Below are 21,856 nucleotides of genomic sequence, written 5' to 3' on the forward strand. Positions count from 1 at the left end.
TCCGTTTACCGATTGTTTACGCAAACGGCTGGTTTCCGCACTCGTTAAAGCGGCAATCACCATGTCGGACTAAGGATCGGCAACCACAAAGGCCGGTCCATGCTGCGCAAGCTCCTCATCCTTGGCGTGTTTGCCGGAACGTCGGCATCGCTGCCGATCGTGTATCAGTCCAATTCACAGGTAATCGAGCGGCTGTTGAAATCCGCCATCGGAGCCAGGCCGGCCGACACACAAACCAACCTGAATCTCGTCGCCGTCCCGGACAGGCCGGCAACGCCGCAGCCGCTCGGCCGCAAGGTCGTCGTCACCGCGGACGCGCGCGGGCATTTCATGTCGGTCTTCAAGTTGAACGGTCGCCAGGTCGACGGCATGATCGACACCGGTGCGACGCTCGTCGCCATCAACACCTCGACCGCGCGCAGGATCGGCATCTCGCTCAATTCGACGGACTTCAGCCATCAGGTCAACACCGCCAATGGTGCGATCAAGGCCGCCGTGGTGACGATTGATCGCCTGCAGATCGGCAAGATCACCGTCGAGGGCGTCGAGGCCGTCGTGCTCGACGACAGGGCGCTGCACACCAACCTGATCGGCATGAGCTTTCTGCAGCGGCTCGAAAAATACCAGGTCGAAGACGGCACGCTGCTGCTGGTTCAGTGATTACCCGCGCGGCAGGATCCGCCGGATGACGGTTTTCTCCGTGGCCGGTTTGGAAGTGCCGATGGTATACGCCGAAAGCACGGCGGCCGCGGCCGCTTCGGCATCCCCGGTATTGCGGGCATGGACCAGCGCCAGCGCTTCGCCGGCCCGCACTTCAGCACCGACCGGCAACAGCCTGGTGATGCCGACGGCATGATTGATCCTGTCGTCGGGCCGCGTCCGCCCGCCGCCAAGCCCGACCACGGCAAGCCCGATCTCGCGGGTCGCGATGCCGGTGACAAAGCCGTTCGCGCTCGCCTTGACCGCGAATTCCGTTGCCGCTTTCGGCAGATATTTTTCCGGATTGTCGACAAAGTCGACGGGACCACCCAGTGCCGCCACCATGCGCGCGAAGATGGAAGCGGCGCGGCCGCCGGCCAGCGTCTCGGCGGCGCGGCGCAGGCCGTCCTGGTTGGACGACACCAGGCCTGCCGATTGCAGCATCTCGGCGGCCAGCGCCAGCGTCACGTCCTCCAGCCGCCGGTCTCGAAAGCGGCCGGTGAGAAAATCGACTGCGTTGCGCACCTCGACCGCATTGCCGGCGGCGGACGCCAGCGGCTCGTTCATGCCGGTGACCAGCGCCGAGGCCTTAAGGCCGGCGCCATTGGCGACGTCGACCAGGCTGTTGGCCAGTGCGGTTGCGTCGCGCGATTTCTCCATGAAGGCGCCGTTGCCGACCTTGACGTCGAGCACCAGCGAACCAAGGCCGGCCGCCAGCTTCTTCGACAGGATCGAGGCGGTGATCAGCGGCACCGATTCCACCGTTCCCGTCACATCGCGGATGGCGTAGAGCCTGGCGTCGGCGGGTGCGAGATCGGCGGTCTGGCCGATGATGGCGCAGCCGGTTTCGAGCACGGTCTTGCGGAAGCGCGCAACATCCGGCTGGCTGATATAGCCGGGGATGGCATCCATCTTGTCCAGCGTGCCGCCGGTATGGCCCAGACCCCTGCCGGAAATCATCGGCACATAGGCGCCGCAGGCAGCGACGATCGGCGCCAGCATCAAGGAGACATTGTCGCCGACGCCGCCCGTCGAATGCTTGTCGGTGACCGGGCCGGGCAGATCCGACCAGTCGAGCACATCGCCGGAATCGCGCATCGCCATAGTCAGCGCCACCGCCTCGTCGCGGCTCATGCCGTTGAAGAACACCGCCATGGCAAAGGCGCCGACCTGCGCGTCGGTGACTGTGCCGGCGGTCAGACCCTCGATGAAGAACGCTGTCTCCTCAGCTGAGAGCTTCTGGCCGTCGCGCTTGCGGCGGATGATTTCCTGGGGAAGCATCAGGCGTCGACCCTGTGCTCCGGAAGCCCGTCCTGAAAGACACGCTGCAGAATGGTCGCCAGCCGCGCGCCGCCGACCGGTGCCATGTCCTTGGTCTCCTGGTGCGACAGCTCGGCTCCGGTCATGCCGGCGGCAAGGTTGGTCACGACCGAACACGCGGCGACGCGCAGCCCGAGGAAGCGGGCGAGAATGACCTCCGGCACCGTCGACATGCCGACGGCGTTGGCGCCCATGACGCGCGCCATGCGGATCTCGGCGGGCGTCTCGAAGCATGGGCCGGAGAACCACATATAGACGCCCTTGTGTAGCTTGGTACCGGTGGCCTTCGCCGCCTGCTCGATGGCGGAGCGGAGACCGGCGTCATAGGCTTCGGTCAGGCCGACGAAACGGCGGTCGCTCGGTTCGCCGATCAGCGGGTTGGAGCCCGAGAAATTGATGTGGTCGGTGATCAGCATCACCGAGCCCGGGCCCATCCCGGGATCGACCGAACCGGCGGCGTTGGTGAGGATCAGCCTGGAGATGCCGAGGCCGGCGAGCACCTCGAGTGCCGGCCGCATCGCCGCCGCGTTGCCGTGCTCGTAATAATGCGCCCGGCCGGACAGCATCAGCACCGGCGTGCCGGCAAAGAGCCCCGCCACCACCTCGCCGGCATGGCCGCTGACGCCGCTTCGGGGAAACCCCGGCAAGTCGGCGTAGGAGATGCGCACCGCATCCTCGACCTGGTCGACAAGCCCGCCAAGCCCCGACCCCAGCACCAAGGCGGTGGTCGGCGCCAGCCCGTCCAGCCTTTCGACGAGGTGATCGAGCGCTTCCTTCATTTCAGCACATCGCCTTCAAACCCGTATGGCAGCAACTCGCCCATGGTCACGGTCTCAACCACGCCGCTATCATCGCAGAGATAGAACTTCGTCTTCGGCCGGCAGAATTCCGCCAGCCGCTGCCGGCAGCCGCCGCAGGGCGAGCATTTTGCCACGCGTTCGGCGATCACGGCGATTTCCGTGATCTTGCCGCCGCCGCCCATGATGTAGTTGGCAAGTGCGGTGGTTTCGGCGCACCAGCCCTCCGGATAGGACGCGATCTCGACATTGGCGCCGGCAAAGACACGGCCGTCCTCGGTGCGCAACGCCGCGCCGACCGGAAATTTCGAATAGGGCGCATAGGCCTTGGCCATGGCGGCTTTCGCCGCTTCGAACAGATCATGAGCCATGATAGATCAGCGTTCCTTGACATAAGGCACGCCGCCGGCGCGCGGCGGGATTGCCTTGCCGATGAAGCCGGCAAGCAGGATGACGGTCAGCACATAGGGCAACGCCTGCATGAATTGCACCGGCACCTTGCCGATCAGCGGCAGCGGCGTGCCTTGCAGGCGGATCGACGCGGCGTCGAGGAAGCCGAACAGCAGGCAGGCGAACATGGCGTTGACCGGTTTCCATTTGGCGAAGATCAGCGCGGCCAGCGCGATATAGCCCTTGCCGGCGGTCATGTCCTTCACGAAGCCGCCATTCTGCACCATCGACAGATAGGCTCCGGCAATGCCGGTGAGCACGCCGGTGCAGATCAGCGCCCGATAGCGCAGCCAGGCGACTGATATGCCGGCGGTGTCGACCGCGGCCGGGTTCTCGCCGACGGCGCGCAGGCGCAAGCCGAAGCGGGTGCGAAACAGCACCCACCAGGTGAACGGCACGGCCAGGAAGGCGAGATAGACCAACACGGAATGGCCGGAGATGAGTTCCGAATAGATCGGCCCGAGAATCGGAACGCTCCTGAGCGCCTCCGCGCCCGGCCAGATGATTGCCTCGAAGCGCTCGCCGGCAGCCAGCGCCGGCGTGCGCCCGCCTTGCTGGAACCAGGCCTGGCCGAGCATGATCGTCGATCCGGCGGCAATGAAATTGATCGCGACGCCGGAGACGATCTGGTTGCCGCGATGGGTGATCGAGGCAAAGCCGTGGATCAGCGCGAAGGCGACCGAGATGAGGATGGCCATGCCGAGGCCGAGATAGGCCGAGTGGAAGACCGAGGCGGCGGCCGCACCGGCGAAGGCTCCGACAAGCATCTTGCCCTCGAGCCCGATGTCGAAGACGCCGGCCCGCTCCGAATAGAGGCCGGCGAGGCAGGCGAGCAGCAAGGGGACCGAAAGGCGGATGGTCGAGTCCAGGACCTGCACGATAGCGTTGAAGAAATCCATCTCAGGCGCCCTTCCCCTTGACCGCTTCCATACCGACTGATCTCGGGCTGAGCGAGGCGAACAGCGCCTGGACATAGGGCCGGAACATATGCTCGAGCGCGCCAGCGAACAGGATCACGAGGCCCTGGATGATGACGATCATGTCGCGGCTGATCGCCGGCATCTCGAAGGCGAGCTCGGCGCCGCCCTGGTAGAGCATGCCGAACAGGACCGCCGCCAGCACGATCCCGACCGGGTGCAGGCGTCCCATCAGGGCCACCGCGATGCCGACGAAACCGGCGCCCGAAACGAATTCGAGCGCGACATTGTGCTGGTCGCCCATCGTCGGGTTGAGCGCCATCATGCCGGCCAGCGCGCCCGAGATCATCATCGCAATGATGATGATGCGGATCTCCGAAATGCCGGCATAACGCGCCGCTTTCGGGCTGTGGCCATAGGTGCGCATCTCGTAGCCGAGCTTCGTGCGCCAGATCAGCACCCACACCAGAAAGGCCATGGCTAGCGCCAGCAGGGAACTGACGTTGAATGGCGCCGAACGGATTTTAGCGCCGAACAATTCGATGACCCAGTTGAGCTTCGGCAATTGCGCGCCTTCGAGGAAGGTGCGCGTCTGCGGCGCCATCGAGCCGGGCGGCTTCAGCATCCCCACCAGCGCATAGACCATGACGCTGGCGGCGATGAAGTTGAACATGATGGTGGTGATGACGATATGCGAGCCGCGCTTGGCCTGCAGATAGGCCGGGATCAGCGCCCACAGCGCGCCCATCGCCGCGGCGGCGATAATGGCGATCGGGAAGGTCAGCCACCAAGGGAGCAGGCTGTCGAAGGCCAGGCAAACGATGCCTATGCCGAGACCGGCGATGTAGCCCTGGCCCTCGCCACCGATGTTGAACAGGCCGCAATGCGCCGCAACCGCCACCGAAAGCCCACTGAAGATGAAGGTGGTGGCATAGAAAAGGGTGAACGCGATGCCTTGGCCGCGGCCGAAGGCACCCTCGACCAGGATGACGGCTGCACGCAGCGGGTTCTCGCCGACCAATATGACGACGAAGCCGGCGACGACGAATGCGACGAACAGATTGATCAGCGGGATCAGCACGTAATCGGCCCAGGCCGGCAGCTTGGCATAGGGGGTGCTCACTCGGCGGCCTCCCGGTGCTCGACGCCGGCCATCAGCAGGCCGAGCTCGCCCTCGGTCGCGTCGGGGCCGCGTTCGCCGACGACGCGGCCGGCAAACATCACCAGGATGCGGTCGGACAGCGAGCGGATCTCGTCGAGCTCGACCGAAACCACCAGCACCGCCTTGCCCTGGTCGCGCATGGCTATGAGGCGCTTGTGGATGAATTCGATGGCGCCGACATCGACGCCGCGTGTCGGCTGGCCGACGATCAACACGCCGGGATCTTGTTCCATTTCCCGCGCCAGCACGATCTTCTGCTGGTTGCCGCCGGAGAAATTGGCGGTCTTGAGGCGGCAGTCCGCCGGGCGGATGTCATATTTGACGATCTTGTCCCTGGCATCGTTACGGATGGCATCGATGTCGAGGAACGGCCCCTTCAGATAGCGCGCGTCGTCCTGATAACCGAGGATCGAATTCTCGTTCTCCTCGAAGGCCAGCACGAGCCCGACATGATGGCGGTCCTCCGGCACATGGGCAAGGCCGCGCTCGCGCAACTCGCCAGGGTAGGCGGCGCCGGTGAGGTCGATCGGCTTGCCGTCGAGCATGACCGAGCCCGAAACGGCATGCCTGATGCCGGAAATCGCCTCGAGCAATTCGGACTGCCCGTTGCCGGCGACGCCGGCAATGCCGACGATCTCGCCGGCATGGACGTCGAAGGAGACGTCGTCGACCATGGTGACGCCGCGGGAATCCTTGACCGTCAGGTTCTTGACCGCGAGCTTGACGCCGCCGGCCTTCGCCTCGCCCTTTTCGACGCGCAGCAGCACGCGCCGGCCGACCATCAGCTCGGCCAGCTCCTCGACCGTGGTCTTCCTGGTTTCGCGTGTCGCCACCATGGTGCCTTGGCGCATCACCGAGACCGTGTCGGTGATCGCCATGATCTCGCGCAGCTTGTGGGTGATCAGCACGATCGTCTTGCCCTGCTCCTTCAGCTGCCTGAGGATGCGGAACAGATGGTCGGCCTCGGCCGGCGTCAGCACGCCTGTCGGCTCGTCGAGGATCAGGATCTCGGCGCCGCGATAGAGCGCCTTGAGGATTTCGACGCGTTGCTGCAGGCCGACCGGCAACTCCTCGATGATGGCGTCGGGATCGACTTCGAGCCCGTATTCGCGCTCGAGCCGCTCCAGCTCGGAACGCGCCTTGGCAATGCTCTTCTTCAGCAGCGCATCGCTTTCGGCGCCGAGAATGACGTTTTCCAGCACCGAGAAATTGTCGACCAGCATGAAATGCTGATGCACCATGCCGATGCCGAGCGCGATCGCATCGTTCGGCGTCTTGATCGATGCCGGCTGGCCGCCGACACGGATCTCGCCGGAATCGGCCTGGTAGAAACCATAGAGGATCGACATCAGCGTCGACTTGCCGGCGCCGTTTTCGCCGACGATGCCATGGATAGTGCCGCGCATAATCTCCAGATTGATGTCGCGGTTGGCGCGCACGGCGCCAAAGCTCTTGTCGATGCCGATCAGCTCGATTGCGGCTTGCGCCATGCAGCCTGTTCCCACTGTTATTTTTTTACCGCTTGGTCAAACGCCTAGCATGACGCCCGGTCTGTGCCAATTGGGTCCCTACCAATTGGCCGGAGCAGGGTTCACTCTCGACAAATCCCGCCATGCTTGTCAATTTCCAACGTGGCCGCACCCTGCACAATCGCCTGATCGAGGATTTCAAATGACCATGCCCGAGGACCGGCTGACGACGCTGGAAATCCGCGCCGCCGAGCAGGAGAAGATCATCGAGGAACTGTCCGGCCAGATCGCCGAGCAGTGGAAGGTGATCGAGCGCATGCAGCGCAAGCTGGACGCGCTGGCCGAGCGCTTCCTGGCGCTGGAGGAACAGGCCGCGCCCGACGTGCCGGTGACCAAGCCGCCGCACTGGTGAGGCGAGCAACGGTTATAGGCTGGGCCTTCGCGACATCAGCAACATGGGTGCGCAATCTTGTTCGAACGTTTCGACCGTCATCCAGCCGAGCGCCGCATAGAAATCGCGCGCCTGCCAGGTATAAAGATAGAATTCGACAACGCCGGCCGATGCTGCGCGCGCTTCGGTCGCCCTAACCAGTGCCGTGCCGATCCCTTGGTGCTGGTGCTTCGGAGCGACAGCCAGCCCGGCTAGCCATGGTCAGTTCATGCGCCAGCTCCAGTTCACGGCGGACCAGCAAACACGTACCGACTGGGACATCACCGATCCGGGCAACCAGGGAAGTCTCGAATCCGTCACCAGCCAGCAGCTTGCGAAGGCCGGCGGTGTCATCTTCGAGCGTCCTTGCGGTGCCATCAAAAAAGGCGGCAAGGCGCAATTGCGCGACTGCCTCAACATCGCGCTCGCGCATCGGTTCGACTGTCGGCTGCATCTGCGTCCCGGGGGGGTTGATGGTTCACCGGCGTTTGCCAAAACAAAACCGCCGGGACCACGCCCGGCGGTTCGCAATCAGCGCCGGCGGATCAATACGGGCAGGCATTGTCCGACATGTAGTCGTGCACCTTGATGGTGCCGGCGATGATGTCGGCCTTGGCTTTTTCGACCGCCGCTTTCATCGCATCGTCGACAAGCGCCTTGTTGTTGTCGTCCATGGCGTAGTCGACGCCGCCTTCCTTGAGGCCGAGATCGTTGACGCCCGCCGTGAACTTGTCGTTCTTGGCATCCATGAAGGTGTTGTAGACGGCAACGTCGACGCGCTTGACCATCGAGGTCAGAACCTTGCCGGGCTGCAGGCCGTTCTGGTTGGAATCAACGCCGATGCCGAGCTTGCCGGCGTCGGCCGCTGCCTGCAGCACACCGACACCGGTGCCGCCCGCCGCTGCGTAGATTACGTCGGCGCCCTGGTCGATTTGCGTCTTGGCGATCTCGCCGCCCTTGGCCGGATCGTTCCAGGCTGCCGGCGTATCGCCGGTCATGTTCTGGATGACGTCGGTAGCCCCGGCCGCCTTGGCGCCGCCGACATAGCCGCAGCCGAACCTGCGGATCAGCGGAATATCCATGCCGCCGACGAAGCCGACCTTCTTGGTCTTGGAAGCCATCGCCGCCATCACGCCGACGAGGTACGAGCCTTCCTGCTCCTTATAGACCAGGGAGCGGACATTGGGCTTGTCGACGACCATGTCGATGATGGCGAATTTGGTGTCGGGGAACTCGGTTGCGATCTTGTCAAGCGCGTCAGCCCACGAGAAGCCCGCCATGACGATCGGGTTGCGGCCGTCCTCGGCGAAACGGCGCAGCGCCTGCTCGCGCTGGGTGGCGTTGCTGACCTCGAATTCCACATAGGGGATGCCGGTCTCGGTCTTGAACTTTTCAGCGCCGTGGAAGGATGCCTCGTTGAACGACTTGTCAAACTTGCCGCCGAGATCATAGAGGATCGCGGGTTGAATGTCCGCGGCGAAGGCCGGAAGAACCATTGCAGCTGCGGCCATGAGGCCGAGAACGATACGTTTCATGTGATCCACACCCCTGTCGGTTATTTGTCCATTATGCACCGCATGCCGGCCCGGTTCTCCGGCAGGCATACGGTGTCGGGCAGGAGTGTCTTCCTCCCGCTTCGAGTCAATCTGGCACGGCCCGAAACAAAATTCACGTGGAATTTTGACCCTTTGGAAAAGCATGGCGCCGCATCGCGGCGCCACAGCATATTCCTTGCGTCAGGGGCATAAAATCAGGCGGAGACGGCGGCCGGCATGGCGCAGGTGACGCCGGTTCCCTGCAGGCCGCAATAGCCGTAAGGGTTCTTCGCCAGATATTGCTGGTGGTCTTCCTCGGCGAAGTAGAATTCCGGCGCCGGCGCGATCTCGGTGGTGATCTTGCCGCGTCCGGCACCGCGCAGCGAAGCCTCGTAGGCATCGCGCGAGGCGAGCGCCGCCTGGTACTGCGCGTCGTTGAACGTATAGATCGCCGAACGGTAGGTGGTGCCGACATCATTGCCCTGGCGCATGCCTTGCGTCGGGTCGTGGCTTTCCCAGAACAGCTTCAAGAGCTCGGCATAGGACACGATCTTGGGATCGTAGACGACGAGCACGACTTCGGCATGGCCTGTCAGGCCCGTGCAGGTTTCCTGATAGGTCGGGTTGGGCGTGACGCCGCCGGCATAGCCGGCCGCCGTGACCCATACGCCCTCGACTTGCCAGAACAGGCGCTCGGCGCCCCAGAAGCAGCCCAGCCCGAACATCGCCGTTTCCATCCCTTCGGGATGAGGACCCTTGAGCGGCCTGTTCGAGACAAAGTGCTTCGATGCGGTCGGGATCGGCCGGTCGCGGCCGGGCAACGCCTCGGAGGGTTTCGGCAGGTTGAGCTTCTTGTTCAGCATGTCGCTGAGAAACATGTGTGGCTTCCTTTTCTTCTTGGTTGAGCCTTCCTGGTGCGGGAACACCGGGTCAGGCTGGAAATGTCAGGTTGCGGCGAACCGCCCGCTGGGGCGCTGCCGCCTGTAACCGATGGCATAAAGAATGAACGCCAGCACCGCGAACACGGCAAAGCCGGGCTGGCTGAGCACCCAGGCGATGGCACCGTCCCACAGCAGCGGGTTGACCTTGTCGCGGACGAAGCTTTCGAAGGCGCTGCGCGTATCCGGCGAAACCGCGAGCCAGCTGGTGTTGAGCGGAGTCATCACCAGCGCCGAAGCCGCCACCGAGCGGGTCGCATCGAGCACGGCCATGATGACCGAAACCGAAAGCGCGATCATTGCGGCAAGACGGAAGATAAAGCGGAACATCCGGACCCTTCCTCCCCAGGAGTTTATCAGAATGTCGTGTGGACTGTTAAATAGGATCTGCGTGCTTTATCCGCAATCGCGACACGTGAAGTTGAACCCGCGACCGCCGGTTCGCCGGAACCGGTGGCGCGCCGGACGGCAAGCACACCTCCGCCGATCGTTTCGATAGGCTCCCAACGGGTGCTCCGATAACATGGGCTGAGCATCCCTATCCGGCAAAGCGAATAGACTGCCGTTATGTCTTGGCATTCGGCACCGGATCGACTAGATGAGCCCCGCGCCTGTTGCTTTGACGGCTCGGGTGCGGGGAAAGGGTATCCGCTGGTTGACGGCGCCCACGGCCGGAATTCCGGCCGGAATCCCAAAGGAGATGCATCTCCCCAACCCGCGCGGCGAAACCGGCCGCGTCGAAAATGCTAAAAGGACGGAGAGGTGGCCGAGTGGTTGAAGGCGCACGCCTGGAAAGTGTGTTTACGGGAAACCGTAACGCGGGTTCGAATCCCGCTCTCTCCGCCAATTATTCAAAATATACCAACAAAATCAAATGCTTAACAAAAAGCGGTTGTTTAAACCCGCAATCCTACCAACATGGGAATATTTTCCTATTTGACCCGTCCGTCAGGCGGCGAGCGAAGCGACTTGCCCGGAAGGAACTCCGGCGTCCACTCTCGGCCAACCCGTGTCCGCCAAGCCGACTTGAGAGGGCGCACCTCCAGTTTTTGATATGGCTAATGCCCAAGGGTTAAAAGCCATACACGGGGCTGGGTACGATTACGATCAATCAAACAGCGCCGCCGCCCCGAAAAGCACACCCCGACTTCCTATCAGCCACATAAGCGACTCCTTGCTTGGCGACCTGTCAGGACTCGGCGGCGATATCGACGTGGCCAGATGGAACACCTCCATATTCCCAAACTGGCTCGCGATAGCGCCTAGTTCTGATGCACGTTGACTCCGCGCGGCCAAGCTCGCCCCTCGCGACTCCTTCCCGCGCCCAACCCGTGAGACTCACCGGCGCAAGCGGACTCACGACCCCACCACACCCAGCGCAGTCTGACCAGAGAGACTAAAGCGCAAATAGCCAACGTATTCACGAGTAACTGGTATGGCTTTAACAAAGTGTGATGAATGTACCGGGTGACCACACCAGGGACAAATCAGGGACACATGGGATTTTCGCGAAAATAAATCCCGTGCACCCCATGACCCGGCCGTATTATATTGTTCATGCGGAAAGATGTTCCGTGTCATATTTGAGTTGGAGCTAGCAATGACTACATTTATCAGGCGCGCCGAAGTAGAGCGGCGAACCGGGCTAAAGTCTTCGTCGATCTACGAGCGGATGGCCGCTGGCGATTTTCCGAGGCCGATTCGGATCGGCCCGAAGGCAGTGGCTTGGGACGAAACTGAGATTGCGGATTGGCAGGCGGAGCGCCTCGCGAAGCGCGATGCTTCGGCAGCGGCGTAAGGAGGAAACAAAATGGCCGACGAAACTTCTCACACTTTTCTTCAAAAGGTCGCCCCTGCTCCGCAGGCCCCGGCGCCCACCACTCCTTCGAGAGACAAATACTTCGAGTCTTTCGTCGACTTCGCCGCGGACAAGGATCTCCGTGAGGCCGCGCACAACAGGAACGAAATCGCGTCGTTCGCGAAAGAACCGTGGCGCACCGAGATACACGAAGCCCATCAGCGCGATCTGGAACTCCATCGCGAAACACAGGCAATGCAACGGCGTATCAAGGCCGCAGGCGCGCCGCACATCCTCGTAGCCCTCGCCGGCGAAAATACTGAGGTGAGAGATTACTTGATCGGGCTGATGGCGGCTCGCGGCCTCGAGGGGAAATGACGCCGTGGGCAAAAAGCAAACCGAGCACCTCGTCCAGTGCATACTTCGAGGTCTTCGGCTTCCGCCGGGGGCCGGAGAAAACGTCGGGCAGCAAGTGGCGGCGCATCTTGCGGGATCGGAAACCGTCCCCGCCGTGCTTCGGGCGCTCTCCCTGCTGTCGGAGGGGTGGCGGACCGCCGAAGCCGAGTTCCGCCGGCAGGTGATGGCGCACACGGACGAATGGCTCGCGGAGCTGGCCGCTATGCCAGAAGTCGAGCGGCTGGGTGCGGCGTTGGCGACGATGAGGGCGCTCGGCCACGAGATGCCTCCCCGCTTGGTCGAGTTGCTTGGCGAGTTGACCGACATGGCCGAGCGGGAATTAGAGCGGCGGGGCCAACTCGTCGCCGGCGCCGAAGTACATTGAGATGCGTGGGACGCGACATCTCCCTGCGCTCGCGGCCCTCTCTTTTTCAGTGATGGTGATTTTGTGGATCGTGCTGTCGAGATGAAAGGAGCCGAAAGGGTGGCAACGATAATCAATCTGAATGAAGTGCGGGCAAAGCGGCGGAGGCCGCCCGATCCGCGGGTCGATGAGGCGTTCGTGGCAGCGTGGGAGTCCATCTTCGAGGCGCTGGAGCTGGTCGAGACCATTCAAACGCCGAGGACGGCGCGAGCGAGAGAACTGCTCCTGCGGGGATTGGCCGTGATGCTTGAAAGGGAAAACAGGAGGCTGGGCCAGTGCATGAGATGATGAAGGCGGCGGAGGCGATGGAGTGGGAAGTGGTGGGGCCGCTCACGGAGGAGGATATGGGGGCGCTGACGGCGAAGGCCGAGGCGGAGTGGAGGGCGTTTGAGCGGGGGCAAGAAAAGACGACGGGGGGCGGTAACGGGCCGCTTGTGAAGATGTTTGCGGAGCGGCTGGCGATAAAGCAGCAGGCGTCCGCCGCCGCCCCAGCCAAGACAGCGGACGCCTCGGCGGACCTTAGCCGGGTGAGAAATCCCAGCGGAATTGTGCCTTCGCTGGACAATGCGGTGATGGCGATACGGAAGCTCGGGGTCGTGTTTCGGTTTGATGAGTTCCGACAAAAGGTGGTCTGCGAGGGCTTGGAAGGGCGGGTCGGCGTGACGATGGATGACATTGTGCTGCATGTCCGGAAGGCCGTGATCCAGACGCTTGGCTTCGATCCCGAGCCAGCGCACACACGGGATGCGATCCGCCTTCTGGCACAAGAGAACTCCTTCAACCCGGTGCTCGACTTCATCGACGCTCAGCAATGGGATGGAGGGCTAAGAATAGACGAATGGCTCATTCGCTATGTTGGCGCCGAAGACAACGAGTTGAACCGGGCATTTGGGCGAGCGGTCCTCGTCGCGGGCGTTCGGAGAGCGCGCCGACCCGGCAGTAAATTTGATTGTGTTTTGGTGCTTGAAGGTCCGCAGGGGCGCGGTAAGTCGAGCGTACTGAAAATCATGGCAGGCGGCGAAGATTTCTTTTCCGATGAGATCGCTATCGGCGTTAGCTACAAAGAACAGCAGGAATTAATTTCTGGAAAGTGGATTGTCGAACTTCCCGAACTGGCCGGACTAAACCGGGCGGAGGTTAGTCGGGTTAAGCAGTTCATCACAAAGACGCACGATCGGGCGCGAGGGGCGTTCCAGCGCTCAGTGGAGGAGATGCCTCGGCGCTGCATTTTCGTCGGCACCACTAATGACTCTCAGTACCTCCGCGATGCGACGGGGAACCGGAGGTTTTGGCCGGTGACGGTGGGCAAGATTGATCTGAAGGGGCTGGCGGAAGATATGCCCCAGCTTTGGGCCGAGGCTGCGATGGCGGAACGCGAGGCCCCCGATCCGATTTCGATCCCCGAGAGGCTGTGGGCGGCGGCTGCGGAACGGCAGGCCGAGCGCGTGGCGGGCGATCCGTGGGAGGACGTGCTGCTGAGCGCCTTGCCCGCGTATGCGAAAGTTGCGGAAGGCGAGCTTCGGATATCCACTCAGACGGTCTTCGAGAAGATCATGAACATGGAAATGCGATTCGCGCGTATGGCGGACTACCGGCGCCTGGGCGATTGCATGCGGCAGCTTGGCTGGAGTGGACCGAAGGTCCTCCGGCTCGATGGCGCTAACGTGAAGGGCTACTGGAAAGCGCCTCAGAAGTTGAGCGGGTGATATGGCGCTACCGGTGTAACCGGTCGCTACCGGTAGCGCCTATAGACTTTCCCGGCGGAACATCCCAACCCAACAATGGTCAATGGACCGGTAGAACCGGTAGAACCGGTAGAAGCCGTTCAGAAACAACGATTTAATGCGCTACCACCCCGCTACCGCATCTACCGCTTTAATGGGCAGGTCGGCCCAAAACGAGGACGAAATGACTGACACTGAAATCAGCCCGGCGCTGCGAAAGCTGCTGGACATCATGACATCGCCGGAGGTGCCGCTTGCGCGCTCCATCGACGCCGCTAAGGCCATCATTGAGTACGAGGCCCCGCCCGAGGTGTTCGACCTCACTTACCAGTTCCTCATGGGGGTAGCGGAGGACCCAAAGCAGGGCGTGGGCTTGCAATTGAAAGCGCTGGAATTGCTTCGCAAGGTCGAGGCGCGGCGCGTGTCGCCCGGAACGACCAAGGGCGCAGACCCGATGGAAGGGCTGGGGAAGCGGTTGGAAGATGCGCGGCTGAGGGCGGAGGCGAAGCGGAAGGCGACGATTTAGGCCATGAAGCGCGTGGAGTCTGTCAAGCTCCTCCGATGGGCTCCAGCCAGCGTCTCGACTGTCTTGTGGCTATCTCTAAAAAGTCAGAAGATCGCCCCAGCTTAATTGTGGGAGGGGCGGTTGATAAGCGAATCAAATGTCAAGAAGTGGGTCTTCAATTTTGTGCTGCATTCCCTGTGGGCTGCGGCGTTCTTATATCTTTGGAACAACGGAAACCTGCACCCTGAGAGTTGGAGCGGGATTGGGGTGTCGCTAACGGCTCTTGAAATGTCCATTGTCATCCTAGGCTTAGCAGGTTTCGGCTTTGTCTCGGTGATCGCAGAGAAGGTTGCAATTGCAGCGGCCAAGCCTGCCGCTGATGGAGCGGCGCGCGAAATTGCGACAAAGATTGCGGCTCAAGTGGCGGAAGAACGTGTTAGGATTGAACTGCCCTCAATGGTGCGTCGTATCCTTGAGGAGCAGGAGAAAACAGAACAGGTTCTCGGCAGCGCCGCATCGACTCACGATCAAACGCTGCAAAACGCGATCAATTCGCTTGGCAAAGAATGACCATGTACAGATCTCCTAACGAAGATGAAATCATCAGAGACGTGCTCTCTCGTGCGCCGACGAACATCAAAGAGATGATCTCTCGGCTGGGGCTTGTGTATGTCGAGAGGCCGATGGAAGACGGGCTTTCGGGAGCCATCGACTTTGACGGACTACAGTACGTCATATCGGTGAACGAAGCAGAAGCGGAGCAGCGTAAGCGTTTCACAGCCGCTCACGAGCTAGCCCATTATCTGCTTCACCGTGATCTGATGAAGGAAAGGCGCCACCTCGACAGATTGTTCGATGAGGCTGCCAATCGGAACCCGACCGAGCCGCTTACATACCAACACGAAATGCAAGCGAACCAGTTTGCCGCTCGCCTCCTCATGCCAAAAGCCACCATCGAAAGCGAGATCGCGAAAGAAAACGATACGATCGAGGGATTGGCCCAGACGTTCGGAGTATCGCGTCAGGCGATGGAGTACCGGCTAGCAAACCTCGGATTGGCGAACAAAATTAGAGATCTGGCGGAGGCTTAATTTATTCATCCCGCCACTACCCGCCGCCCCCACCGTATCTCGACCAGTCGTCACCTCGGCATCGAGACGATCTCCAGCCGCACTGGCCCTCCCCGATCGCAACTCGTGCAAAAGAGCGCCCGCTCCACGGAGCTAAACAGCGCCCCCTTCCCATACCGCCGAATGAGTGCCTCGGGCTTCACCTGCGCATGATGGGAGCAGTTCTTGCACCACGCGCGAAGCGTGTGCCAGCTGCGCAAGTCACCAAGTGCCACGTCCAAGCCGGCGTGAATGCTGCCGTCCACGATGGTCTCGGGCGGCACGGTGGGCTCGCCCGGAGTGAGCAGCTTTTCCATCGTGTGATTGGCGTTGCGGTGGATAAGCAGCATCCCGGGCCGACGCCTGATTGCCGCCTGCCATCCCGCTTGTGACACGACGAAATCCGGTGAGCGCGAGATCGTTTCGACGAGCGCGGCCTCGTCCCGATCCCAGACCTCAATCCGAAAATTGTCCTCGGGAGTTTTCGCCATAGCTTCGCCAACCGAGCGCATGCCACGCTGGTCCCATTCCTTGATCCGCTGATGCACCTTGAATAGGGAACAAATTCCTAGCTGGTCAATGGCAGCTTGACATTTTGTTCTCATTTTGTTCACTGTAGCGCATGAGTGACGAAATCACGCTGCCCCGCCCCGAGATTTCCACCTCGCCCGGAGTCCAGCACCACATTTGCGAACACGCTCGCTGCACCAAGGATGCCGGATGGGGCTTCGCCAAGCCGAAGCAAACGCCGCACTGGTTTTGCTTCGAACACCGCGCCGAGGGCGAGCAGTTTCTCTAGGAGAACGCGGTCGTTGCCTTCAATTCGTTCAGGAGCTTGACAGCGCCGCCGATCAAATCGCGGATGCGTCTCGGGCCGATTTGCAAGTGATGCTTCGCCGCGCAGCGCTGTTGCTGCGGAACGTTGGCGGGCTGAGCCTGGAGCGCGCACCGAGGACATCCTCGCCGGGCTGGCGGCGGAGATGGGCAAAGGGAAGCTCGAACTGGTCGAGAGGATCGTGGATTGGATTGGCTCGACGAATGCGTATTTTGCCGGTGTCGTGTGCGCTAGTTGAGGAAAGCTGGTCGATGGCTACACGTGAACTAACCCCAGCCAAGCGATTTTTTCGAAACAAGAACGATCAATGTGATCGGTGAGGCTGGTATGGACATAAAAAACCAAAGCCAAAATCTGCGGCCGCGAAAGTATGCCACTATTGCCACAACCAGCGCAGAGACCACAGCACATCCGAAAAACAGGGTGTAGAAAGTCACTGTCTTCGGCTGATGTTCGTAGGCGAGGAATAGCCTATTAGCGCAATTGATCAATCCGAACACTACCACGAAGGCTAAGGTCAGGCCTGCAACTTTCATTTGTCTACTTCTTTTGCCTTTTTAGCGCGGCATGATTCTTGCCGCTAAGGAGCTATTCGGTCGTCCAGCCTTCTTAAGAGAACGGACGCCAATGACAGGTGGTCAAGGCATACGTCTATAGTGTCCGTCGAATTATCGTGTGCTCGCGGATTGCGGATGGCGGACATGGACCCGGCAAACATATGACGGAACCCTAGCTGCTCGTCCTTTTCGCTTATCGTGGCCAAGTCGGTCAGCATGATTTTCGCGTTCTTCTCATTGAAAGCGGCCATCATCAGGTTGAAGCCCGAGTCCTCAATGCCGGTAAGGTCCTTCACTTGATTGTCTACGTATTTTAACGCCTCGAAGGTCGCTTGGGCGAAGTGTCCATCATCGAAGAGTTTCTGAGAGACGCCGGCGATGTCAGGATGAATGTTACGTTCGTCGAAAGGGTGGACGCCCCGACTTTCGATAACAGCCGGACTACCAACATTTTTCGAAGATCGCGCGATCCGTTCGAAGGCCGCTAAGGCGATACTCATGGAAAGAGATTCGCCTTGATGCTTTTGAATATGGCGTCATAGGTCTCCTGCGAACCTTCGGTGGGCAGATTGATTTCGATCCGGACAGTGAGTGCTACGTCGCTCTTTGGGGGTCCAGACGAATGAGCAAGCGGCCCCGCGATTTCTTCCGCCCTTTCGTTGGCAACTCGATACGGGGCCGGAGCAGGCTTGGCCTTTTTCGTTGCCGCCGGCTTGCCGGGATTTGCCGCCCTAGGCCTTTGATTCACGGTCTCGTCTGTCCGGTAGCCAGCTAGCTCGCGGAGCGCCATAAACACCGCTGCCTGTCTACCCCCGATAGCTTCGCTCGTTTTATCGGAGCTTCGGAAGTAGCCGATCAATTGATCCTTGGTCATCGTCCAAGCATCATCAGCGCGAAGTTCAAAAAGGTCCGCGTAAGCCTTTTTTACAAGAGCGGCAAAGGCAGCTTGGAACTCAGTCTCGTCATGTCTGGTAAGGACTTCGTGGCCCTCATTGGTGCGCTTACCCTCTACGTCTATGAGACCGAGGAACTGCAAGACGTTGATGACATAGCTTTCATTTTTTGACGCAAGGCCCAATCTCTTTACCGTATCGGATGTGATCGTCGCTGGAAAGTTCTTGCGCAGAAAACCGATCATCTGCGTGATGTTTCCAGCACCAGATATATATGGATGCGATGCCATTTAGAGCCCCTCAATCTAAAGGACCTCAAACTCTACCGACTCTTGTCCGAGGTCAACGATCCTCCATTCGCATTCACCGATTTTCTGTGCGCCGAGAAGTTCAGCTTAAGGGGGCAGCGTGCTTGATGCGCTGTACAGTGCCAACACTCACGCCGTGCTTCGCCGCGATTGCCCTAACGCTGCCGTGGTCGCGGGCGATTGCCTCCTCAGTCGAGGTTGAGATGCGGGGGCGACCCAACTTTTTACCCTTCGCCTGCGCTTGCGCGAGGCCCGACTTGACGCGCTCGCTGATCATCGCGCGCTCGAACTCCGCAAACACGCCCATCATCTGAAACATGGCCTTGCCTGCCGGGGTGGTCGTGTCGATGCCTTGCTGGTGGAGGAAGAGATCGACGCGGAGCGCGTGGAGGTCGGAGAGGAACGCGACAAGGCCCTGAAGCGAGCGGCCCAATCGGTCAACGCTCCACGCCATCACGACGTCGAAGCGCCGGCGGGCAGCGTCTTTGCAGAGCGCGTCAAAGGCTGGGCGCTTGGCGCTGGCTCCGCTGACGCCATGATCGCGGTAGACTTGTACAATTTCCCACCCCGTGCGACTCGCGACTTCTCGAAGCTCGCGCTCTTGTCGGTCGGTGGTTTGCTGGTCGGTGGATACGCGGAGGTAGAGTGCGGCACGCATAAGGTTCGCCCCTTCGATGATGTGGGCCTAGCGTTCAACTAGACGGCGCGCTTTCGCGAGCCGCCCAGCGGAACGTTGGCGATGGGCCGTTAGATGGTCAGTTCAAACTCAGTCGCGGCCTTCGCGGCAAGCGATGCCTCATGGGCAGTCCGGGCTTGGGCGTCGAGACGGTCGCGTTTCGTGGCGGGAAGCCCGGTGAAAAGTCCCATGAGGAACTTGTTCCGGTCTTTCGCGTCGGTCTGCTCATATCGGGCCTTATTGTCGGGGCTGAGTGCGTTGCGGACCATCTGGCGGATAAACCGAACGTGTGGTTCTTCGGCCGGGCCAGCCGTTCGCCCGATGGCACCCTCGATCAGCCGTTTGCGCTTGGCGTCGAAAGCGGCGCTGGCCGCCTCCTGGCTCTTCGCGCCCGCGTATGCGTCCTGAAGGGACTGGAGGGCGAAGCCCATGAGGTACTCGACCGAGGCGTCTGGAAGGGCTTGGCCGTCCAACGTCCATTTGCCTTTTTCAACGGCCAAAGTGGCCTCGCCCAAATTGCCGAACTCGCGATGTGAAAACGTGCGCGTGACTTGCATAGGTGTATCTCCGTTCAATGGTGCGGCTGAACCGCGTTAAGTAGCTGAATTTACTCGAAAAACGTCGCTCTGCCATGCACGGCAGTCAAGCGCTAATGTGCAAAAAACAAATGGTTTTTGAACGTAAAATAGAGAGGCTGAGAAGCCCGGATTTCCGGGCTTTCGGGACCCGCATTTCGTAGGGGTTTTTTGAACACGCATCGTGCGGGCTGCGGATCGGATCGGGAGGCCTGGGCATGGCTCAACGTGGCGCGTTGCCGATCATGGCGGATGGCGGGCGGGTTGGCCGGCGGGGGCGTGGACGGGCCGTGTACGCGCGTTCAACGCATTGGCGCACCGAATGACCGGGGCAACGTCGGCGCGCGTTGTGGGCCATGTGCGGGGCGCATATCGATATGGCTTTTGAGGACCCCACCCCCCTCATTTCCAATGGTCGCAGAGGGGCTTTCGCTGATGGCACCCCCGGCCATCCCCCCAACCACGTCCCTCGCAAATTTTGCGAAGATTTTCAGGACGCCGGTTTTGCTGCTGGCCGGTCCTTTGAGCCATCAACTAGCTCGCGCACACATGCAATGAGCTCGGCGAGATCGGCGCTGCCGGTGTCGGTTTCCATTCGTGATTTCAACAGTTCTAGAGAATGAACCTTTTTTGCAAATTCAAACCGTTGGCCGCTTACCTCCGAGCAAACCCGTTTGATAAGCTTTGCCGCATCGACTTTGGCAAGCCATAGCGGCTCTGCTGGATCACCATTGAAAACTTTGTGGGCCTTGAAGTCTTTGTCTCCGCCCAACTCCAGTAGGCGTTCCTCGATCTGTTTGCGTATTTCGGCTAGATCTAAGTCAGGAACGTGCGCGACCAACAAATCGGCTATTGCCGAAGGGTCGAGCAGGTAGCACTCGAAATGCCGACGAGGAAGCAGATGGATATTTCCTGCCGATCGCCGCAACAGATCGTCTTTCTCACGGTCTGAGAGCTCTTCAAGATCGAAGCCGAAGGTTACTGACTTAACGAGGGGCGTAGCCGCGCGGCTAAGGCGCTCATAAATTTCAAGCACCAACTCCAACCGAGTACCTGTCTTACTAAAGTCTCCTGTGGCGATCACTGGTACGAACATGGTCGAGCGAGGCATAGGGGCGACTGCTTGCGTATAGATGTACGGAAAGCAGAGTTCCTCGGTGGGTCCCTCTACCCAAATGATCCGCTCCACCGCAAACACATCGGTCATTGAAATACCAAGTTGGCCCGTGACCTGACGCAAATCCTCTAAGTTGTTGAGGTCGACAGGCGTCACCGAAGACTCAAAACCAACCTTACGGATAAAATGCACTGTCGAAGGTGAGCTTGCACTCAGAACTTCGGGGGAGTGAGTTGAGATAATGTACTGATGCTGCGGGTAGTTAGTTTGCAGGATACGCAGAAGCGTTTTTGCCGCTGCGGGGTGTAGGAAACTGCTGATCTCATCCACAACGATAACCGCCTCGCGCAGCGTCATCGCCACCGTTAGGATCGCGATGGCCTGGGCAACGCCAGTACCAGAATTATTCAGGCCGACACTTAGCTCTGGGTGTTCCTGTTGGTCGATTGGCCAAACAAGTATCTCCAAGTCCCCTTGCTGCGTATAGCGCACACTCAAGTTCCGGATCGTAGAGAATATTTCTCGTACGTGCGCTACCAGCCTTCTGAAAACGTCTGTACGCTCTCCTTGCAGTTGGTTTAGCACTGCCGGCAAATTGTTCGCAGAGCCATTAAGACGATCTGGGTATTCGATTCCGCCACGCCCCAAACTGAAGCGCTGGGCGTCAAACATGAAAACATTATCTCTCCAGATAGTGTTTACTAGAACATGAGAATTATCTGGCCCGATATTTCCCTGCATGTATACAATTTTTCCATCCTGAATAGTGAAAAGGGCAGATGGGCTCTGCGGAGTTCTTGTAATGTCGCTAAATGGAAAAAAGGCGACATGCTCCCCGTTAACACTTTTCTTTATGACCAATACTACATTTGGTGATAATATCGTGTCATTGACCAATCTCTGAATAGCAGATGGTTCTGTAGCGCCAAAATTTATATATATGTGGTTGGCTGGTGCTCTCAGCCAAGCGGTTTCGATATCGCTGCCGCTCAAGGATACCGATATAGTCTGTCGGGACACCCCTAGCCGCTCCGGTAAATATGCATCTAGGCTCTTGTGAGGAAAGTTCTCAAGATTGTACAATGATCGGAGAATTGCACTTTTTCCTGCATTGTTCTCTCCAACAATGATATTGATTCCGGGCTGTAATTCTACCATCCCGGTGTCGGCAAAGCTGCTATAGTTGGCAAGCTGAAATCGATCGATCCTCATGTGTGCTCCC

28 protein-coding genes and 1 tRNA gene are annotated in these 21,856 nt (G+C 60.3%); 13 read left to right on the plus strand and 16 right to left on the minus strand.

Features of this window, described 5'->3' with window-relative positions; all coding sequences use genetic code 11:
- Positions 1 to 99: 99 nt before the first annotated feature.
- Positions 100 to 660: a TIGR02281 family clan AA aspartic protease gene (locus NKH30_RS06510; protein WP_352994590.1), complete on the plus strand. Its 561-nt coding sequence runs from the start codon at positions 100 to 102 to the stop codon at positions 658 to 660.
- Here the strand turns inward: NKH30_RS06510 and deoA are convergent, their stop codons facing one another.
- The 6 genes from deoA to NKH30_RS06540 are packed head-to-tail and all read right to left on the minus strand — an operon-like array spanning position 661 to position 6,835.
- The gene (gene deoA, locus NKH30_RS06515; protein WP_352994593.1) at positions 661 to 1,980 is read right to left on the minus strand and encodes a thymidine phosphorylase; all 1,320 of its coding nucleotides are present in this window, start codon (positions 1,978 to 1,980) and stop codon (positions 661 to 663) included.
- Positions 1,980 to 2,798, minus strand: a complete 819-nt coding sequence (locus NKH30_RS06520) for a purine-nucleoside phosphorylase (RefSeq protein ID WP_352539395.1) — start codon at positions 2,796 to 2,798, stop codon at positions 1,980 to 1,982. Before NKH30_RS06520 ends, deoA begins: the two co-directional genes overlap by 1 nt.
- Positions 2,795 to 3,187: a cytidine deaminase gene (gene cdd / locus NKH30_RS06525; protein ID WP_352994596.1), complete on the minus strand. Its 393-nt coding sequence runs from the start codon at positions 3,185 to 3,187 to the stop codon at positions 2,795 to 2,797. The genes NKH30_RS06520 and cdd overlap by 4 nt, the downstream gene beginning before the upstream one ends.
- A 6-nt stretch (positions 3,188 to 3,193) precedes the next feature.
- Positions 3,194 to 4,165, minus strand: a complete 972-nt coding sequence (locus tag NKH30_RS06530) for an ABC transporter permease (RefSeq protein WP_352469471.1) — start codon at positions 4,163 to 4,165, stop codon at positions 3,194 to 3,196.
- Position 4,166: 1 nt separating this feature from the next.
- The gene (locus NKH30_RS06535) at positions 4,167 to 5,306 is read right to left on the minus strand and encodes an ABC transporter permease (protein WP_352994599.1); all 1,140 of its coding nucleotides are present in this window, start codon (positions 5,304 to 5,306) and stop codon (positions 4,167 to 4,169) included.
- A complete protein-coding gene (locus NKH30_RS06540; protein WP_352994602.1) occupies positions 5,303 to 6,835 on the minus strand; it encodes an ABC transporter ATP-binding protein in 1,533 nt (510 codons plus the stop codon). Before NKH30_RS06540 ends, NKH30_RS06535 begins: the two co-directional genes overlap by 4 nt.
- Positions 6,836 to 7,016: 181 nt before the next feature.
- On the opposite strand from NKH30_RS06540, the gene NKH30_RS06545 reads away from it, so the two are divergent.
- Positions 7,017 to 7,226, plus strand: coding sequence for a SlyX family protein (locus tag NKH30_RS06545; RefSeq protein ID WP_352469468.1), 210 nt, complete (start codon positions 7,017 to 7,019; stop codon positions 7,224 to 7,226).
- A gap of 12 nt (positions 7,227 to 7,238) precedes the next feature.
- Here NKH30_RS06545 and NKH30_RS06550 read toward each other — a convergent pair whose 3' ends face one another.
- Positions 7,239 to 7,451 (minus strand): GNAT family N-acetyltransferase, encoded by a 213-nt coding sequence (locus NKH30_RS06550; protein ID WP_352994744.1) that lies wholly within the window; start codon positions 7,449 to 7,451, stop codon positions 7,239 to 7,241.
- 22 nt (positions 7,452 to 7,473) lie between these two features.
- Between NKH30_RS06550 and NKH30_RS06555 the strand changes: the two genes are divergently transcribed.
- A complete protein-coding gene (locus NKH30_RS06555) occupies positions 7,474 to 7,833 on the plus strand; it encodes a hypothetical protein (protein WP_352994605.1) in 360 nt (119 codons plus the stop codon).
- On the opposite strand, the gene NKH30_RS06560 is transcribed toward NKH30_RS06555, so the two are convergent.
- The 3 genes from NKH30_RS06560 to NKH30_RS06570 form a co-directional block, all read right to left on the minus strand.
- Entirely contained in the window at positions 7,790 to 8,779 is a 990-nt protein-coding gene (locus NKH30_RS06560) for a BMP family lipoprotein (RefSeq protein ID WP_352469466.1), read from the minus strand. The two genes, NKH30_RS06555 and NKH30_RS06560, sit on opposite strands and share 44 nt — an antisense overlap.
- A 215-nt stretch (positions 8,780 to 8,994) precedes the next feature.
- Positions 8,995 to 9,657 carry a peptide-methionine (S)-S-oxide reductase MsrA gene (msrA, locus tag NKH30_RS06565; RefSeq protein WP_352994607.1) on the minus strand — a complete coding sequence of 221 codons (663 nt, stop codon included), beginning with the start codon at positions 9,655 to 9,657 and terminating at the stop codon, positions 8,995 to 8,997.
- Between the two features lie 66 nt (positions 9,658 to 9,723).
- The gene (locus tag NKH30_RS06570) at positions 9,724 to 10,047 is read right to left on the minus strand and encodes a hypothetical protein (protein WP_352469464.1); all 324 of its coding nucleotides are present in this window, start codon (positions 10,045 to 10,047) and stop codon (positions 9,724 to 9,726) included.
- A gap of 426 nt (positions 10,048 to 10,473) precedes the next feature.
- Here NKH30_RS06570 and NKH30_RS06575 point away from each other — a divergent pair.
- The 9 genes from NKH30_RS06575 to NKH30_RS06615 all read left to right on the plus strand — a co-directional run bounded on the left by NKH30_RS06575 (position 10,474) and on the right by NKH30_RS06615 (position 15,655).
- A tRNA-Ser gene (locus tag NKH30_RS06575) sits at positions 10,474 to 10,563 on the plus strand.
- Between the two features lie 754 nt (positions 10,564 to 11,317).
- Positions 11,318 to 11,515, plus strand: a complete 198-nt coding sequence (locus NKH30_RS06580; RefSeq protein ID WP_352994610.1) for a helix-turn-helix transcriptional regulator — start codon at positions 11,318 to 11,320, stop codon at positions 11,513 to 11,515.
- A 12-nt stretch (positions 11,516 to 11,527) separates the two neighbouring features.
- Complete coding sequence (locus NKH30_RS06585) at positions 11,528 to 11,893, plus strand: hypothetical protein (RefSeq protein WP_352994613.1); 366 nt, start codon at positions 11,528 to 11,530, stop codon at positions 11,891 to 11,893.
- A 4-nt stretch (positions 11,894 to 11,897) separates the two neighbouring features.
- Positions 11,898 to 12,296, plus strand: coding sequence for a hypothetical protein (locus NKH30_RS06590; RefSeq protein WP_352994616.1), 399 nt, complete (start codon positions 11,898 to 11,900; stop codon positions 12,294 to 12,296).
- Between the two features lie 99 nt (positions 12,297 to 12,395).
- Positions 12,396 to 12,623 carry a hypothetical protein gene (locus tag NKH30_RS06595; protein WP_352994619.1) on the plus strand — a complete coding sequence of 76 codons (228 nt, stop codon included), beginning with the start codon at positions 12,396 to 12,398 and terminating at the stop codon, positions 12,621 to 12,623.
- Entirely contained in the window at positions 12,620 to 14,041 is a 1,422-nt protein-coding gene (locus tag NKH30_RS06600) for a virulence-associated E family protein (protein ID WP_352994746.1), read from the plus strand. The genes NKH30_RS06595 and NKH30_RS06600 overlap by 4 nt, the downstream gene beginning before the upstream one ends.
- A gap of 202 nt (positions 14,042 to 14,243) precedes the next feature.
- Positions 14,244 to 14,585, plus strand: coding sequence for a hypothetical protein (locus tag NKH30_RS06605; protein WP_352994621.1), 342 nt, complete (start codon positions 14,244 to 14,246; stop codon positions 14,583 to 14,585).
- Between the two features lie 120 nt (positions 14,586 to 14,705).
- Complete coding sequence (locus NKH30_RS06610; RefSeq protein WP_352994624.1) at positions 14,706 to 15,134, plus strand: hypothetical protein; 429 nt, start codon at positions 14,706 to 14,708, stop codon at positions 15,132 to 15,134.
- A 2-nt stretch (positions 15,135 to 15,136) separates the two neighbouring features.
- Positions 15,137 to 15,655: an ImmA/IrrE family metallo-endopeptidase gene (locus tag NKH30_RS06615; protein WP_352994627.1), complete on the plus strand. Its 519-nt coding sequence runs from the start codon at positions 15,137 to 15,139 to the stop codon at positions 15,653 to 15,655.
- 50 nt (positions 15,656 to 15,705) lie between these two features.
- On the opposite strand, the gene NKH30_RS06620 is transcribed toward NKH30_RS06615, so the two are convergent.
- Positions 15,706 to 16,164: a hypothetical protein gene (locus NKH30_RS06620; protein WP_352994630.1), complete on the minus strand. Its 459-nt coding sequence runs from the start codon at positions 16,162 to 16,164 to the stop codon at positions 15,706 to 15,708.
- A gap of 131 nt (positions 16,165 to 16,295) precedes the next feature.
- On the opposite strand from NKH30_RS06620, the gene NKH30_RS06625 reads away from it, so the two are divergent.
- Positions 16,296 to 16,472: a hypothetical protein gene (locus NKH30_RS06625; RefSeq protein WP_352994632.1), complete on the plus strand. Its 177-nt coding sequence runs from the start codon at positions 16,296 to 16,298 to the stop codon at positions 16,470 to 16,472.
- Between the two features lie 616 nt (positions 16,473 to 17,088).
- On the opposite strand, the gene NKH30_RS06630 is transcribed toward NKH30_RS06625, so the two are convergent.
- The 5 genes from NKH30_RS06630 to NKH30_RS06650 form a co-directional block, all read right to left on the minus strand.
- On the minus strand, positions 17,089 to 17,565 hold the full coding sequence (locus NKH30_RS06630) for a TIGR02391 family protein (protein ID WP_352994634.1): 477 nt from the start codon (positions 17,563 to 17,565) through the stop codon (positions 17,089 to 17,091).
- Positions 17,562 to 18,248, minus strand: a complete 687-nt coding sequence (locus NKH30_RS06635; RefSeq protein WP_352994637.1) for a DUF5343 domain-containing protein — start codon at positions 18,246 to 18,248, stop codon at positions 17,562 to 17,564. The genes NKH30_RS06630 and NKH30_RS06635 overlap by 4 nt, the downstream gene beginning before the upstream one ends.
- A 100-nt stretch (positions 18,249 to 18,348) precedes the next feature.
- Positions 18,349 to 18,924: a recombinase family protein gene (locus NKH30_RS06640; protein ID WP_352994640.1), complete on the minus strand. Its 576-nt coding sequence runs from the start codon at positions 18,922 to 18,924 to the stop codon at positions 18,349 to 18,351.
- A gap of 89 nt (positions 18,925 to 19,013) precedes the next feature.
- A complete protein-coding gene (locus NKH30_RS06645) occupies positions 19,014 to 19,499 on the minus strand; it encodes a hypothetical protein (RefSeq protein WP_352994643.1) in 486 nt (161 codons plus the stop codon).
- Positions 19,500 to 20,007: 508 nt separating this feature from the next.
- On the minus strand, positions 20,008 to 21,846 hold the full coding sequence (locus NKH30_RS06650; protein WP_352994646.1) for an AAA family ATPase: 1,839 nt from the start codon (positions 21,844 to 21,846) through the stop codon (positions 20,008 to 20,010).
- Between the last annotated feature and the right edge of the window lie 10 nt (positions 21,847 to 21,856).

Origin of the sequence: Mesorhizobium sp. M1273, from assembly GCF_040318195.1 — a bacterium.
GTDB lineage: Bacteria > Pseudomonadota > Alphaproteobacteria > Rhizobiales > Rhizobiaceae > Mesorhizobium.

Bases quoted from the DNA above. Each gene is read 5' to 3' on its own strand.
- NKH30_RS06615 (WP_352994627.1), top strand. From the start codon at position 15,137: ATGTACAGATCTCCTAACGAAGATGAAATCATCAGAGACGTGCTCTCT.
- NKH30_RS06545 (WP_352469468.1), top strand. From the start codon at position 7,017: ATGACCATGCCCGAGGACCGGCTGACGACGCTGGAAATCCGCGCCGCC.
- NKH30_RS06580 (WP_352994610.1), top strand. From the start codon at position 11,318: ATGACTACATTTATCAGGCGCGCCGAAGTAGAGCGGCGAACCGGGCTA.
- NKH30_RS06600 (WP_352994746.1), top strand. From the start codon at position 12,620: ATGATGAAGGCGGCGGAGGCGATGGAGTGGGAAGTGGTGGGGCCGCTC.
- NKH30_RS06605 (WP_352994621.1), top strand. From the start codon at position 14,244: ATGACTGACACTGAAATCAGCCCGGCGCTGCGAAAGCTGCTGGACATC.
- NKH30_RS06645 (WP_352994643.1), bottom strand. From the start codon at position 19,499: ATGCAAGTCACGCGCACGTTTTCACATCGCGAGTTCGGCAATTTGGGC.
- NKH30_RS06635 (WP_352994637.1), bottom strand. From the start codon at position 18,248: ATGGCATCGCATCCATATATATCTGGTGCTGGAAACATCACGCAGATG.
- NKH30_RS06620 (WP_352994630.1), bottom strand. From the start codon at position 16,164: ATGGCGAAAACTCCCGAGGACAATTTTCGGATTGAGGTCTGGGATCGG.
- NKH30_RS06650 (WP_352994646.1), bottom strand. From the start codon at position 21,846: ATGAGGATCGATCGATTTCAGCTTGCCAACTATAGCAGCTTTGCCGAC.
- NKH30_RS06530 (WP_352469471.1), bottom strand. From the start codon at position 4,165: ATGGATTTCTTCAACGCTATCGTGCAGGTCCTGGACTCGACCATCCGC.
- deoA (WP_352994593.1), bottom strand. From the start codon at position 1,980: ATGCTTCCCCAGGAAATCATCCGCCGCAAGCGCGACGGCCAGAAGCTC.
- NKH30_RS06540 (WP_352994602.1), bottom strand. From the start codon at position 6,835: ATGGCGCAAGCCGCAATCGAGCTGATCGGCATCGACAAGAGCTTTGGC.
- NKH30_RS06560 (WP_352469466.1), bottom strand. From the start codon at position 8,779: ATGAAACGTATCGTTCTCGGCCTCATGGCCGCAGCTGCAATGGTTCTT.
- cdd (WP_352994596.1), bottom strand. From the start codon at position 3,187: ATGGCTCATGATCTGTTCGAAGCGGCGAAAGCCGCCATGGCCAAGGCC.
- NKH30_RS06570 (WP_352469464.1), bottom strand. From the start codon at position 10,047: ATGTTCCGCTTTATCTTCCGTCTTGCCGCAATGATCGCGCTTTCGGTT.
- NKH30_RS06510 (WP_352994590.1), top strand. From the start codon at position 100: ATGCTGCGCAAGCTCCTCATCCTTGGCGTGTTTGCCGGAACGTCGGCA.
- NKH30_RS06555 (WP_352994605.1), top strand. From the start codon at position 7,474: ATGCGCCAGCTCCAGTTCACGGCGGACCAGCAAACACGTACCGACTGG.
- NKH30_RS06625 (WP_352994632.1), top strand. From the start codon at position 16,296: ATGAGTGACGAAATCACGCTGCCCCGCCCCGAGATTTCCACCTCGCCC.
- NKH30_RS06640 (WP_352994640.1), bottom strand. From the start codon at position 18,924: ATGCGTGCCGCACTCTACCTCCGCGTATCCACCGACCAGCAAACCACC.
- NKH30_RS06520 (WP_352539395.1), bottom strand. From the start codon at position 2,798: ATGAAGGAAGCGCTCGATCACCTCGTCGAAAGGCTGGACGGGCTGGCG.
- msrA (WP_352994607.1), bottom strand. From the start codon at position 9,657: ATGTTTCTCAGCGACATGCTGAACAAGAAGCTCAACCTGCCGAAACCC.
- NKH30_RS06630 (WP_352994634.1), bottom strand. From the start codon at position 17,565: ATGAGTATCGCCTTAGCGGCCTTCGAACGGATCGCGCGATCTTCGAAA.
- NKH30_RS06585 (WP_352994613.1), top strand. From the start codon at position 11,528: ATGGCCGACGAAACTTCTCACACTTTTCTTCAAAAGGTCGCCCCTGCT.